At 70.8% G+C, this 13,963-nt stretch carries 12 protein-coding genes; 8 read left to right on the top strand and 4 right to left on the bottom strand.

Annotated features, from left to right (window positions below):
* Positions 1-79: 79 nt before the first annotated feature.
* Both AC5WRT_RS21630 and AC5WRT_RS21635 read right to left on the bottom strand, forming a co-directional pair.
* On the bottom strand, positions 80-1,525 hold the full coding sequence (locus AC5WRT_RS21630) for a sensor histidine kinase (protein WP_496095125.1): 1,446 nt from the start codon (positions 1,523-1,525) through the stop codon (positions 80-82).
* The gene (locus AC5WRT_RS21635; protein WP_496095126.1) at positions 1,522-2,292 is read right to left on the bottom strand and encodes a response regulator transcription factor; all 771 of its coding nucleotides are present in this window, start codon (positions 2,290-2,292) and stop codon (positions 1,522-1,524) included. Before AC5WRT_RS21635 ends, AC5WRT_RS21630 begins: the two co-directional genes overlap by 4 nt.
* A gap of 408 nt (positions 2,293-2,700) precedes the next feature.
* Between AC5WRT_RS21635 and AC5WRT_RS21640 the strand changes: the two genes are divergently transcribed.
* From AC5WRT_RS21640 to AC5WRT_RS21655, 4 genes are read left to right on the top strand one after another with little or no spacing between them, the layout of a single operon-like run.
* A complete protein-coding gene (locus AC5WRT_RS21640; protein ID WP_496095127.1) occupies positions 2,701-4,275 on the top strand; it encodes an IucA/IucC family protein in 1,575 nt (524 codons plus the stop codon).
* A 37-nt stretch (positions 4,276-4,312) separates the two neighbouring features.
* On the top strand, positions 4,313-6,013 hold the full coding sequence (locus tag AC5WRT_RS21645) for an IucA/IucC family protein (protein WP_496095128.1): 1,701 nt from the start codon (positions 4,313-4,315) through the stop codon (positions 6,011-6,013).
* Positions 6,010-7,224 carry a type III PLP-dependent enzyme gene (locus AC5WRT_RS21650; RefSeq protein ID WP_496100515.1) on the top strand — a complete coding sequence of 405 codons (1,215 nt, stop codon included), beginning with the start codon at positions 6,010-6,012 and terminating at the stop codon, positions 7,222-7,224. The genes AC5WRT_RS21645 and AC5WRT_RS21650 overlap by 4 nt, the downstream gene beginning before the upstream one ends.
* Entirely contained in the window at positions 7,221-8,519 is a 1,299-nt protein-coding gene (locus AC5WRT_RS21655) for an MFS transporter (protein WP_496095130.1), read from the top strand. Before AC5WRT_RS21650 ends, AC5WRT_RS21655 begins: the two co-directional genes overlap by 4 nt.
* A gap of 582 nt (positions 8,520-9,101) precedes the next feature.
* Here the strand turns inward: AC5WRT_RS21655 and AC5WRT_RS21660 are convergent.
* Positions 9,102-9,311, bottom strand: coding sequence for a hypothetical protein (locus AC5WRT_RS21660; protein ID WP_496095220.1), 210 nt, complete (start codon positions 9,309-9,311; stop codon positions 9,102-9,104).
* 315 nt (positions 9,312-9,626) lie between these two features.
* On the bottom strand, positions 9,627-10,535 hold the full coding sequence (locus AC5WRT_RS21665; protein WP_496095131.1) for a LysR family transcriptional regulator: 909 nt from the start codon (positions 10,533-10,535) through the stop codon (positions 9,627-9,629).
* A 137-nt stretch (positions 10,536-10,672) separates the two neighbouring features.
* On the opposite strand from AC5WRT_RS21665, the gene AC5WRT_RS21670 reads away from it, so the two are divergent.
* The 4 genes from AC5WRT_RS21670 (at position 10,673) to AC5WRT_RS21685 (ending at position 13,763) form a co-directional block, all read left to right on the top strand.
* Positions 10,673-11,491 carry a 3'(2'),5'-bisphosphate nucleotidase CysQ gene (locus tag AC5WRT_RS21670; RefSeq protein ID WP_496095132.1) on the top strand — a complete coding sequence of 273 codons (819 nt, stop codon included), beginning with the start codon at positions 10,673-10,675 and terminating at the stop codon, positions 11,489-11,491.
* Between the two features lie 38 nt (positions 11,492-11,529).
* Positions 11,530-11,976: an alpha/beta fold hydrolase gene (locus tag AC5WRT_RS21675; protein ID WP_496095133.1), complete on the top strand. Its 447-nt coding sequence runs from the start codon at positions 11,530-11,532 to the stop codon at positions 11,974-11,976.
* Between the two features lie 411 nt (positions 11,977-12,387).
* Entirely contained in the window at positions 12,388-12,984 is a 597-nt protein-coding gene (locus AC5WRT_RS21680) for an NADPH-dependent F420 reductase (protein ID WP_496095134.1), read from the top strand.
* A gap of 629 nt (positions 12,985-13,613) precedes the next feature.
* Positions 13,614-13,763: an alpha/beta hydrolase fold domain-containing protein gene (locus tag AC5WRT_RS21685; protein ID WP_496095135.1), complete on the top strand. Its 150-nt coding sequence runs from the start codon at positions 13,614-13,616 to the stop codon at positions 13,761-13,763.
* Positions 13,764-13,963: the final 200 nt, after the last annotated feature.

A 13,963-nucleotide genomic window follows, 5' to 3' on the forward strand; every position in this document is an offset into this window, starting at 1 on the left:
CCCCGGGTCGGCGACCTGGCCGCCGGAAGTGGCCCGCAGGGCAGAACACGCTCCGCTGCCAAGGCGGCGCGGCGGTCGGTCAGCCAGGCGACATGGTCTTCCCGGCTGCAGACGGGTGCTCTCGGTGATTGTGGCTCGGGGTGCACCGGAGGCGGACGACGGCGTCGAGCCCACCACCGGGGGCCGCCTCCAGCGCAACCTCACCACCGCTGGCGCGGGTGAGCTGCCTGACCATCGGCAGGCCGAGGCCCGTGCCGTCGTGGTCGGCATCAGGGGCTTGCCAGAACCGGTCGAAGGCTCTGTGCCGTTCGGCCTCGGACATGCCGGGCCCTTGGTCGATCACATGCAGCTCGGCCATGGGCGGGGTGCGACCGCCTTCCACAGGGGTGGTGACGGTTGCCAGGGTGATGGCGGATCCCGGCGGGGACACGCGCAGTGCGTTGGAGAGCAGGTTGTCGATGATCTGCTCCAGGGCTCCGGGGACCGCCCACACGCACATGTCTGTCGCGCCTGAGGCGATGATGTCGACCTGCTGTTCGTCGGCGAAGGCCGTCCAGATGGCGGTGCGATCGGCGACGACGGCGCCCAGATCGACGGCCTCCGGCCTGATCGCGGAGTTCTCCAGCCGGGCGAGCGCAAGCAGCCCCTGCACCATACGGCTGAGCCGCTCGAGCTCTCCGAGCGCTGCGTCGAGGCTGCTCCGGGCGCAGGGGGCGAGGTGCGGCTCGAAGTTCTCCAGGCGCAGACGCAGTGAGGTCAGGGGGGTCTTCAGCTGGTGGGAGGCTTCGGAGGCGAACGCCTGCTGAGCCCGGAGCAGGTGCTGGAGCCGGTTCGCGGTCGTCGTGAACGAGGCGGCGAGCCGGCGTAGTTCCGGCGGCCCGTGATCGGTGGCCGGCGGATCGGTGATCCGCCCTTCGGCGAGTTGCGCGGTCGCGCGTTCCAGAGCTTGGACGGGACGGGTGATCGAGCGGGCGAGCGCGAAGCCGATCAGGGAGACGGCGGCCAGGACCCCGAGCCCGACGATGGCGAGGACCAGCCACGTGGCACGGACCTTCGCCGTGACCGGGCCCAGCGCGTACACCGTGCGCACCACACAGGCGACGGTGGTGTTGGAACCGCCAGGTACGGTGACGAGGAGGACCTCGCCGGTGGTGGACGGGTCCGTGCGGGTGCTGACTGCGGGCCGACCGCGAAGCGCGGAGGAGATGTCCGGCTCGGCGGACAGGCCCTCACCGACCGGGTCGAGTGCAGCGGTGTCGGTGAGGACGGTGCCCTCGCGGTCGGCGACGAGTACGCGGCTGCCGGTTCGCTGCCCGTACGCGCGGGCCAGTTCGGGCAGGTCGGCTGTCAGCCCGTGCTCCATCTTGTCCTCGCAGACCTCGGCGAGTGTCGTCGCTTCCTGCTGCGCGGAATGCGAGAAACGGGACAGCTCACTGTGGGCGTAGAAGAGTCCGAACGGCACTTCGAGCGCGAGCAGGACGAGCAGTATGAGGCTCAGGTGGCTGAGCAGGATGCGGCGCGTCACCGGAGCCCTGGTCCTCCGCCGCGCGCGGCCGCTGCGGCGGACGTGGTGTCGGCGTGTGCCGGGGGGACCAGGCGGAAGCCGATTCCGCGGATGTTCTCGATCCAGGACGAGTCACCGAGTTTGCGGCGCAGCGCGGCGATGTGGACGTCCAGGGTCTTGGTCGGGCCGAAGAAGTGCGGTTCCCACGCCGTGTCGAGGATCTGTCGGCGGGAGTAGACGGCTCCGGGGTCTTCAGCGAGGCAGACGAGCAGGTCGAACTCCTTGGGCGCGAGGGCGAGGGGTGTCGCGTGGAGGTGTACCTGCCGGGTGCGGCGGTCGATGGTCAGCGGGCCGATCCGCTGGATATGGGACGGCCCGGGCGGTTCTGCCAGGTCGTGCGAGGGCTCGGGTTCCGCAGCGTGGGGGTCCAGCGCTGCGGGGCGGGCGCGGCGGGTGACGGCACGGATCCGGGCGACGAGCTCCCGCACGCCGAAGGGCTTGGAGACGTAGTCGTCCGCGCCCAGTTCGAGGCCGAGCACCCGGTCCACCTCGTCGTCCCTGGCCGTGATCATGATGATCGGCACGGTCGAGCGGGAGCGCAGGGCCCGGCAGACGTCGATGCCGTCCATGTCGGGCAGCCCCAGGTCCAGCAGCACCATCTCCGCCTCCGGCGCGGCGAGGCCGTCGGCCCCGGTTCTGGCGTGTTCCACGGTGAGCCCGAAACGGCGCAGTCCCTCCGTCAACGGTCCGGCCACCCGGTCGTCGTCCTCGATCAGCAAGACACGCATGCCGAAAGGCTCACAGACCTCGGCCGAAAGCTCTCGGGCAAACGCCGGAACCTCCCCCGAGCCGGTGATTCTCCACGGTCGGCGTAACCGTCGAAGCGCGGCGCGAGAGCAACATCCAGGACATTGACAGCGGGGAGTGAGCCGAGGGTTAAGGCCACGGACGCTGGTGTGTGATCTCCCAGGTGAGGTCCGGAGTCTGGTCCAGGGGCGGACCACACGAAATGAATATCCACTCGGCGGAATCCGGTGAGTGGCCAGGGCGGACGACGCTTCACGTGAGGAGCACGGGATTCCCGCTGTATGTGCTCTGGCAGTCCGTTTGATCGCCGTCCCGTAGCGTCGGTTGCACGGCCGGCGCCACCGGAGCACCACCCGACAAGCCTCCCACCGAGAGCACCTGGGACACCCATGCCCATTGATGAACTACGTCGCACCCGCCCGGACCTGGTGGAGCCCTTCACGGCCGCGTTGCCCGGAGCACGAGCCACCGTGCTGGGCCGGCTGTGGGGTGCCTTTGTACGAGAACCCGTGCCTGGCGTGACCGGGCGCCGCCGGGAGTCCGGCGCCCTGGTGGTCGGACTGCAGCGGGGTGGCTCGCTCCGCGCGGCCGAGTCACGTGCGCGACCGTTCGCCGAGGTGCCCGACGACTTCACCGTATCGGGTCCGAAGGGACCGATCCGTGGGCCGGTGGAGCTGCTGGCGCAGCTGGGCCTGTGTACCCCTGCTGCGCAGCGTCTCGCGGCCGAGCTGGACAACAGTGTGGTCAACCTGGCCCTGGCAAGGGCCGCGAACGCTGACCGGACGGTCCTGCCGAAGGACTCGGCGGACGCTGAGCAGGCCGTGGTCGACGGTCACCCGCAACATCCCTGCTGCCGGACGCGCACCGGCATGTCGATCGCCGACGTGCTCTCCTACGCTCCCGAGCACCACCCCGTCGTCCCGCTCGCGCTGCTCCGTGTCCCGGCCGACCGCTGGCAGGGGACCGGCGACTGGCCGTGGCGACTGCGCGACGGCGACACGATCCTCCTCCCACTGCACCCCTGGCAGCGCGACCACGTACTCGCGCACCACCCCGGCCTGGCCGTCATGGAGAAGACGATCCCGGCGCGGCCGCTCCTGTCGCTGCGCACACTCGCCCCGCTGGACACCCTGCCGGGCTGTCACATCAAGACGGCCCTCGACGTCCAGGTCACCAACTACCGACGCACCATCTCCCCGGCCGAGGTCGCCGACGGGCCCCTGCTGTCCGACCTGGTCGCGGCCGTCATCGACAAGGCCGGATACGGCGCCGGCCTGCGTGTACTGCAAGAGCTGGGCGGCGGAGCGGTGCGGGTGGACGGGCAGCCCTCCGCGAGCCTGGCGGCGATGATCCGCGAGTCTGCCGAGTGTTACCTCGATCCCGCGGAGATCGCGGTTCCGCTCACCGCCGTGCACGCGACCGGAGCCGCCGTGGTGTCGGGCGACCCGGTGCGCTGGCTGGCCGACTTCGCCGGGCTCATCCTGCCGCCCGCGCTGACACTGCTGTCCATGGGGGTGGCGCTGGAGGCACACGGCCAGAACACCCTGGTCGTGCTGCGGGACGGGCGGCCGGTGCGGGTGCTGTACCGGGACCTGGACGGCGTACGGGTCAGCCCGCGCCGTCTGGCCCGCTGCGGCTTCCCGCTGCCGCCGCTGCTCGGCACCCGCGCGGGCGACGACATGGGCGCACTGCGTACGAAGCTGTTCGGCGGCCTTGTCAGCGGGGTCTTCAGCGAGCTGGTCGACGTCCTCAGCCGGACGCGGGCGGCCGATCCCCGGGCGCTGTGGGGCGCGGTGGCCGAGGTCGGCCGCCGCGTGTACGCCGGCCTGCCCGATCAGGAGGACGCGGCGGCGTTCTTCGGCGACACGATGCCGCTGAAGGCGACCATCGCCATGCGCCTGGCCGAGAAACCGGGCAAGGCGCAGTGGACACCCGTCCCCAACCCTCTGGCCACGTGCCGTTGAAATCCGACAGGAACCGCCGTAGCACTGGAGTGACCGAATGACCACCGGCACCGCCCCCCACACCAGCCTCGTCTCCGGATCGGTCGGCGATCCGATGCGGACAGCCGACACCGTCACCGCCCACACACTGCTCAACTGCCTGATCCGCGAGGTCTCAGCCCCCGAACATCAGGTCACTGTCGACGACGACCACCTCCTGCTACGACTGCCCCGCCGGGGCATCCTGCTGCGTGCCCCGCTGCGCCGGGTCTCGCTGATCGGAGCGCACCGCTTCCAGGGCCCGGTGCAGCGACTCGAGAACGCCTCATGGGGCACGGTGGGCTGGCGGGAGCTGGCCGAATACGTCCACGACGAACTGGCACTACGCACCGGCCTCGCCAACGAAGAGTTCCTGAGCCAGGTCGCCGACAGCCGCGAGACGATCCGCACCACACTGGAGGAGCGGGCGGACGTCACGCCGGACCCGGACCCGTACGTAGCCTCGGAACAGTCCCTGGTGTTCGGCCATCGCTTCCACCCCACACCCAAGTCCCGCACCGGCGACCCGGCGGACTGGCTGGCGTACGGCCCGGAAACCGGCGGACGCTTCCCTCTGCGCTATCTGGCCGTGCGCCGCCATCGCGCTTGTCAGGAGGGTGAGTTGCGGGAGATGGATGCGCTGTGTCCGGCGGCCGACCCGGGATTCGTGATACTGCCGGTGCACCCTTGGCAGTACCGGCTGCTCCAGGACCACGACCGGCTACGGGAGGCAGTGTCCGCCGGAGACGTCATCGACACCGGCGCGAGTGGACCCGAGCTGGTGCCGACCGCATCGGTGCGCACGTTGTACCACCCCGGCACCGACACCTTCCTGAAGTTCAGCCTGAACGTCCGCCTCACCAACTGCGTGCGGAAGCATGCACGTTACGAGCTGTCCGGAGCCGTCGCCCTCAACCGGCTGCTCCAGCCCGTCTTCGCCGGACTCGCCGGCCGCTTCCCGGGATGCGCGCTCCTGGCCGAGCCCGGCTACCGCACCCTCGACACCGATGGCGACACCTCCCTCCTTGAGGGGCTCGGCGTCATCGTCCGCTCCGGCCTGCGCCACCATCTGCGTCCCGGGGTGACACCCCTGCTCGCCGCCGCGGTGGCGGACGAGTACCCTTCCAGCGCGGCCCACGTCTCCCATCTGCTCGCCCGTGGCGCCGGGGACGTCCTTGCCTGGTGGGAGAGGTACCTGAGCCTGTTGCTGCCACCGGTGCTGGCCGCATACTTCGAACACGGCGTGGTCCTGGAACCCCACCTGCAGAACGTCGTCGTCGGTGTGCATCCCGACGGCATGCCGGCACAGATGCTCTTCCGTGACCTGGAGGGAACCAAGCTCCTGCCCGACCACCACCGGAACACCCTCGCCGCCCTGCCCGAGGACGTCCGGGGCCCCCTCACCTACGACCCCGAACGCGGCTGGAACCGGGTCGCCTACTGCCTCCTGGTCAACCACACCGCCGAAGTGCTCAACGCCCTGGCCGACCTCGACCCGACACTGGAACCCGCCCTGTGGGGCCTGGTCCGTGACCGCCTCGACGCCTACGCCCGCACCGCCGCCGAACCGCCACGCCTGCGCGCCCTGCTGTCCGGCGTACCGCTGCCCGCCAAGGCCAATCTCCTCCTGCGCTGGTCCCGCAAGGCCGACCGGCACGCCACCTACGTGCCCCTGCCCAGTCCCCTCGGCGCGGACTTCCCCCGCGAGGTGGTCCGGTGAGGCCCGCCCTGCTCGACCACGTCGCCCGGCTGACCGACGACGACCTGCCCGCGTACGTCTACGACCTCCCGGCGCTGCGCGAGCACGTGCACGCGATCCGGGCCGCGCTGCCGGAACGCGTCGAACTGCTGTACGCGACCAAGGCCAACTCCGATCCCCGAATCCTGCAGGCGCTGGCCGCGCTCGTCGACGGATTCGAGGTGGCCTCCGGCGGCGAACTGAGTCACGTCCGTGTGCTCGCCCCCGAGGTCCCGATCGCCTTCGGAGGTCCCGGCAAGACGCAGACGGAGCTGGTCCGGGGCCTGGAAGCCGGAGTGGAGCGCCTGCACATCGAGAGCGAACACGAATTGCGTCTCCTCACCAGCCTGCTGGGCGACCGGAGCACCGATGCCCTCCTGCGCGTCAACCTGCCCGTCGACCTCGGCCATGTCGCCCTCGCCATGGGCGGCCGACCCAGCCCCTTCGGCATGGATCCCGCGCAGCTGGACCGCTGCCTGGAGCTGATCGCCTCCGCGCCGGGCATCCGATGGCGCGGCCTGCACCTCCACCTGGCCAGCGGACTCCAGGCCCAGGACCAACTGGCCCTGATCGACACGACGTTGACCTGGGCCGAAGGCTGGGCTCAGGAACGCGCGGCACCTCTGGCCGAGGTGAACGTCGGAGGGGGAATGGGCGTCGACTACACCCACCCCGACAAGATGTTCGACTGGTCCGCCTTCGGTGCTGGACTGCACCCGCTCCTGGCCCGCCACCCTCGCCTCACGCTGCGGATCGAACCCGGCCGCTCGGTCACGGCGTACTGCGGCTGGTACGTCACCCAGGTCCTGGACATCAAGTTCAGCCGCGGGCAGGCGTTCGCCGTACTCCGCGGAGGCACCCACCACCTGCGCACCCCGGCCGCGAAACAGCACGACCAGCCCTTCGAGGTGATCCCCCACGACGCCTGGCCGCGGCCGTGGAACCGTCCGGAGGTCCGTGACGAGCCGGTGACGCTGGTCGGCCAGTTGTGCACGCCCAAGGACGTCCTGTCCCGCCGGGCCGGGGTGGAACGATTGCGCGTCGGCGACCGGATCGCCTTCGCCATGGCCGGCGCCTACGCCTGGAACATCTCCCACCACGCGTTCCTCATGCACCCCCACCCGACCTTCCATCACCTCGACGACGCCGAGGTGTCCGTCACCGGCGACCCGTACGCCCGTCGGATGTCATGACCACAGGCTCCCGGGTGCCGGTCACGGCCGTACTCGCCGTCCGCAACTTCCGCCGCTACCTGCTCGGACAGCTGGCCTCCAACACCGGAACATGGATGCAGCGCGCCGCCCAGGACCTGCTCATCCTCCACCTGACCGGAAACAGCGGCGGGGCGATCGGCGTCGTGACCGCACTGCAGTTCCTGCCGCAGACCCTGTTCGGCCTGGCCGGAGGCGTCCTCGCCGACCGGTACCCCAAGCGGCGGATCCTGTTGCTGACCCAGGCCGCCATGGGAGTCCAGTCGCTCCTGCTCGGTCTGCTGACCGTCACCGGGGCGGTGAACCTGCCGTCCGTCTACGTGCTGGCCTTCGCTCTCGGCGCCGCCACCGCCGTGGACAGCCCGGCCCGCAACGCCTACATCTGCGAACTGGTCGGCCGGGAGCGCGTGGCCACCGCGGTCGGCCTGAACTCCGCCCAGTTCAACGTGGCCCGCGCCGTCGGCCCAGCCCTCGCCGGCCTGACGGTCGCCGCCTTCGGCACGGGCCCCGTGTTCCTTGTGAACGCCGCGTCCTACCTGGCCGTCCTCTACGGCCTGGTCCTCATCCGCACGGACCACCCCGGCGACCCCGGCCGTCCGCGGCCGGCTCCGCTGCGCGATGCCTTCCGTCACATCGCCGCCACCCCGGAACTGCTCCTGCCGATCAGCCTCATCGCCTTCGTCGGCACCTTCGGCCTCAACTTCCAGGTCACCATCTCGCTCGTCGCCGTCACGGCCTTCCACACGGGCGCCGCCGCCTTCGGCTGTCTCTCCGCCGCATACGCCGTGGGCAGCCTCATCGGCGCGATCTACGGGACAGGCGGTGGTAAGCCCCTCACCGCTCGCCGTCTCGTCTCCACCACGATCGTCTTCGGGGCGCTGGAAGCCGCGCAGGGACTGATGCCGGACTACGGCACGTTCATGGTCCTGCTGCTCCCCACCGGTTTCGCCGCGGCGATCACGACCACCGCGGCCAACGCGCTGACCCAACTGCATGCGGACCCGCACCTGCGAGGCCGCGTCATGTCCGTCTACTTCCTGGTCCTCCTCGGCGGCACCCCCGTCGGCGCCCCACTCGTCGGCCTGGCTTCGGACGCGCTCGGCGCTCGCTCCACCCTGATCCTGGGCGGAGTCATCTCGGCATCCTCCGCGATCGTGCTCTCCGCATTGCGCACAGGACGGATCCGACGGCGCATCCACATCCCGGCAGCAGCCTCCGTCACCAGCCCGCCCCTCGCCGCACCCCGGACGACAGGAGACCGGCAGTCCGGCGGATGAGGTCCGCTTCCGTGGTGTCCGCGCAGCCGAACTCGGCGGCCATGAGGCCCACGCCGTACCACTGCGGGTACTGCCAGGAAGCAACTGGCCGAGGACGTGTGGGACCTGCGAGCCTTCCTGCCGCGCTCGACCAGCAACGCGCGATTGGGCTTCACCACGATCGCCGACCCGCAGCTGCGCACCGCGGTGAAGCCGTATCCGTTCTGCCGCCTGCGCCGCGCCATCCCATTGCGCCGGGCGGGCGGATCCGCCCGCGTGCTCCTCGGTCTCCCGCCGCAGGCTGCGTGGCGGGAACGGCAGGGTGCGCAGGTACGGCGCGGTGATCCCCTCCGGAACGTGGACCGGGCACCGGGTACGGGCCTCGTGCGTTTGCCGCGTTCCGGGAGTTCCACGGCGCCAGGAACCCGTAGCGCGTGGCATGGCGTGGAGCGGGCTCCGAGGACTGAGCCCTGCTGCTCTGCAACCGCTGCGGCCTCGGGGGCGCATGCCCCGGTGCCCGGTGCCGGTTCAGCGGCAGGTGACGTGGATGCCGGCCCAGGAGTTGTTGCCGTAGCCCTGGGGATTCCACAGGGAGAGGGGAGATTAGGGCATGAGCGCGCCGGTGCTGTCCCACGCCCGGGCGGTCACGTGTGTCTCGCCGGCGGGCAGGTCGAGCGTGGTGCGCCGGTGCTGCCAGGCCCAGGGGCTGTCCGCGGGGTCGAGTTCGGCCTGCTGCCAGTTGCTTCCGGCGTCGAGGGAGACGTCGACGCGGGCGACGGCGCGGCCGTCGCCCGCCAGGGCGTAGCCCGTGATCTCTGTGAGGCCGGGGGCAGTTGGGCGCCGTCGTCAGGGTGAAGGATGTCGCAGTTCACGGGGAGTGGGCGGAGGGAGATAACCGGTGCCGGGTTCGGCTTGGGCGGGATCGGCTTCGGCCGGCAGGATGCGGTAGGCGGTCGCCTGGAAGGGCGACAACGCCCCCACCGGCCTGCTCAACCTGCTCACCAGCCTGGAGCCGGCTGAGTGAGCGGGGCCCACCCATGGTGATCCGGTGCGGGCCGCACAGCGGCCGGCCGTGCGGCATCGGGGTGGTCGCCTGGCCGTATGGGTGAAGCGGCTGGACGGCGCCGCCTACGACGACGCTCCGCCCATGGCCAGTGCGGTTCGCGCCAGCCCGCGCAGCCAGGCGTGGGCGTGGTCGGTGTCGTATCGCTGATGCCATGACAGGTATATCGGTGCCGAGGGCAGTTCGAGCGGGAGAGGGAGCACGACCAGGCCGAGGTCGGCGACCGCGGACCGCGCGGTGGCCTCGGGGACGCTGATCAAAAGATCGGAGCCGCGCGCGAACTCCAGCGCGGCCGCTTCCGAAGGCGCGGACGCCACCACGCGGCGGGTGAGGCCGAGCCGCGCGAGGGCGTCGTCGAGGGCATTGCCGAGGTTCCCCCGTCGCGAGACGGTGACGTGCTCGGCGGCGGCGTACCGCTTCGCGGTGACGGTCCTGACACGAGTGAGCGGGTGCCCCTGCCTCACCACGGTGACGAGGCGGGTCTCGCCCACCTTCTCGGCACGGATGTCCGGTGCGCTCGGCCGGTTGGCGTTCGCCTCCAGATCGACCTCGCCGCGCCGCAACTCGGGGGTGTCGATGCTCGATTCCGCGACGAAGCGCAACCGCACGCCCGGCGCCTGTCCGCGCACGGCCGAGAGCAGCGCGGGGCCGCCCAGGGCGACCAGGGAATCGTGCCAGCGGAGTGTGAAGGTGCGCTCCAACGTCGCCAGATCGAGTTCACGGCTCGGCGCCAGCACCCCCTGGACCTGGTGCAGCAGCTCGTGCACCTGTTCCCGGACGGCGATCGCGTACGGCGTCGGGGTCATCGTGCGGCCGGTGCGCACCAGGATCTGATCCCCGGTCGTGCGCCGGATTCGGCCCAGGCTCCGACTCATCGCGGGGGCGGTGACATGCATGCGTGCGGCCGCCCCGGCCACACTGCCCTCCTCCAGCAGCGCGTCGAGCGCGGCCAGCAGATTCAAATCCAATTGCATGTGAGTAATCCTAGCCGTTCCTTACATGCATTTGAAGTTAATCAAGGGGTTGCATACCTTCGAGACCAGAGCGCTGGACCGAGCGCATAGTCCGGCGGGAACGGCCTCATCACGTCCTACTCACAAGGGAGTTCATCATGTCCGAAACGCTGCAGACCACTGACGCCGCCGCCTCCGACGTCGACCTGCTCGGCCAGACCGCGATCGCCGTGCGTGCGGCCGGTTCGGCGCTGCGCGAGCGCTTCGGCGAGGTGGTCCGCTACCAGACCCGCGAAGAGCTGATGCGCGCGCTCGCCGCCAACGACGACACGGCCCTCGAGGTCCTGCGCCCCCGCCTCACGCGCCTGCGTCCGGATGCCGGGTGGGTGGAGGACGAACTGGACGGCGGGGCGCTGCCGCCCGGCGAATGGTGGGTCGTGGATCCGGCCGAAGGCAACGTCAACCACCTGCACGCCCTGCCGGAATGGGCGGTGACCGCCACCCTCGTACGGGACAACCAGCCGGTGCTCACCGCGGTCCACCTGCCCCTGACCGGCGAGATCTACACCGCGCTCACCGGCGCGGGCGCCCACCTCGACGGCCGGCCGCTGCACGTCTCCCGGAGCACGGACCTCGGCCTGAGCATCGTGGCCACCAGCCAGGCCCGGCCCGACGAGGACGAGAAGGTCGTGCGCCGCGTCGGTTCCTCGATCACCGCGATGCTCTTCGACGCGCTCGTCGTCCGCACCGCCGTGCCCGCGACCCTGCACCTGACCAACGTGGCCGCCGGCCGGATCGACGCCTTCTGGCAGTTCGCCGGCGCCCGCGCGGACCTGCTCCCCGGCGCACTGCTCGTCACCGAGGCCGGCGGACAGATCTCCGACGCCGAGGGCCGCCCGTGGACCCCACAGAGCGAAAGCCTCCTGGCCGCCGCCCCCGGCATCCACGCCCAGGCCGCCGCCACCCTCTCACGCTGACCGCGCACCACAACCGCACCCACGAAAAGGACCACACCATGGCCGACGACCAGTTGGCCCGCGACCTCGAATACACGGGACCGATGCTCGTGGCCGTCCACGACATCACCGAAAACCGGCGCTTCTGGAACCCCGTTGACCTGCAGCAGCACTTCCGCGTGCTGAGCGCCGACCTGCGTGGCCACGGTGACTCGTCTCGGGCCCGGCCGTACGGGATCGACGAGTCGGTGGAGGACATCCACCAGCTGATCGACTCCCTGGGCGAGGACCAGTCCCCGTTCATCGTCGGTCACTTGCTCGGCGGGGTGATTGCGACCGCCTACGCGGCCCGTTACCCGACTCGTGGCGTGGTCGATGTCGACCAGTCGCTGCGGGTCGGTCCACTTCCTGCGGAGATAGTCGCCGCTGTGCGGGGAGAGGGCTTCGCCGACTTCGTTCGTACAGTTTTCGCCCAGCTGTACGGCGAGCTGGACCCCGCTGCTTGATTGGGACGCAGACACGCTGGCAGCGTGGTCCCGACGTACCACGAGTCTCCCGCCCGACGTTCCGTACCTGTCCCTGCACGGAACCGATCCCGGTGGGGACTACGCCGACTGGCTCACCGACCGTATCCCCGGGGCCGTGGCCGAGCAGACACCGACCCGCACGCACTGCCCGCACCTGGCACAACCCGAGTGGTTCGCCTCCCGCGTCCATCAGTTCTTCAGCTGACTCGCTCCGCAACCTCGGGGGGCGAACGGTCCGCCGTACCTGCGGGCCGACGCCCAGGGCCGCCCCTGGACCTCGCAGAGGAAAGCTTCCTGGCCACCGCGCCCGGCGTCCCCGCCCAGGCCGTCGCCACGCTCTCACGTTGATCGCGCACCACAACCCGCACCCACGAAAAGGACCACATCGTCATGACCACGATCGCAGTTCTCGGAAACGGCCGCGTCGGCGGCAACCTGGCCACAGCCCTCACCCGGGCCGGGCACGAGGTGACCGTCGCGGACCGCACGCCGGGCGCCGCCCCCGACGCCGCCCGCACAGCCCGGATCGTCATCAACGCCACCCCGGGCGCCGGCTCCCTGGACCGGCTCGCCGCCCTACGGGAGGAACTGTCCGGCAAGATCCTCGTCGACGTCTCCAACGCCACCACCGACGGACCCGACGGACTGCCCGCCGACCTGCTCCACCCCGGCTCAAGCCTCGCAGAGCAACTCCAGTACGCGCTCCCCGAAACCCGCGTCGTCAAGACCCTCAACACCATGCTCTTCCCGGTGATGACCGCGCCGGCCACGCTCACCCAGACACCGACCGCGTTCCTCTCCGGCGACGACCCGCAGACCAAGCAGACCGTCCGTGAACTGCTCACCGACCTTGGCTGGCACAAGGAGTGGATCACCGACCTCGGCGGAATCCAGACCGCCCGCGCCACCGAGGCCGCGATCCTCTTCGTCCCGCACGTCATCCGGTCCACCGGATTCACACCCTTCGCGATCTCGATCGCCCGCTGACCCGCACGCAGTGCACCGCCCCCGGCAGGCCCACATCCAGAACGGATACGACAGCACAGCCAGGGCCAACGATTCAGCGCCCGACGGCGACCCGCGGCCACCCTTCCCCGGGCCGACGGCCTCGCACGCAGGAATCGGCTCGTCCCACGGCGGACCCGCTTGCGGAGCCGGTCGCGGATCTGCCCGCCGATGCCCGCGGTGGCCGCTGGCAAGGGCCTCACACTTGCCGATCCAAGTGCGCCTGTTGCGTGCGTGTGGAGCGCGGGCCCTGTCGTGACAGGGGTCGCACAGCGCCCGACGGCAGCACGCTGCCGCTGCTCCACTCCGGCGACTTGCAGTGCTTGGAGCACTCATTCCCATCCGTGTCGCCGGCTCCAGGAAGGTCCTCATCATGTCCCTCGACCCCCAGATCGATGCCCTGCTCGAGAAGTTGGCCGAAGGAGGCGAACCGGCACCGGAGAGCCGAACGGTCGCGGAGAACCGCGATCTCGTGAGCAGCTTCTCCACCCTCGCGGGCGACGTCGAGCCTGTCGGCAGCGTGCACGACGCAGTGGCCGCCGCCGAAGGCATTGAGGTCCCCGTCCGCATCTACGCCCCCCACCACCCTGCCGCGCTCCGGGCCGCGACCCGTGACGGTCTTCTTCCACGGCGGCGGATGGGCCCTCGGAGACCTGGACAGCCAGGACAACATCGCCCGCATCATGGCCAACCGCTCCGGCACGATCGTGGTCTCCGTCGACTACCGGCTCGCGCCCCAGGCCCAGCTTGCTCCGGCATGAGCCGACGGCCCGGGTGACCCAGGCAGTCACAGCGTCGCGATCTGGCGCGACCACGTGAAGCTCACGTGCCTTCTCCTGGGCCTGGACCATCCACGGGGCCCCGCTCGGCCCGCCGGCTGCTCGGCAAGTCCACCCGCTCGACGCGCAGGCCGCAGCGCGAGCCGTGCTCAGCGGTCGCACCCGGGCCCAGGCCGAATCCG

The organism is Streptomyces sp. NTD91 (assembly GCF_059510455.1).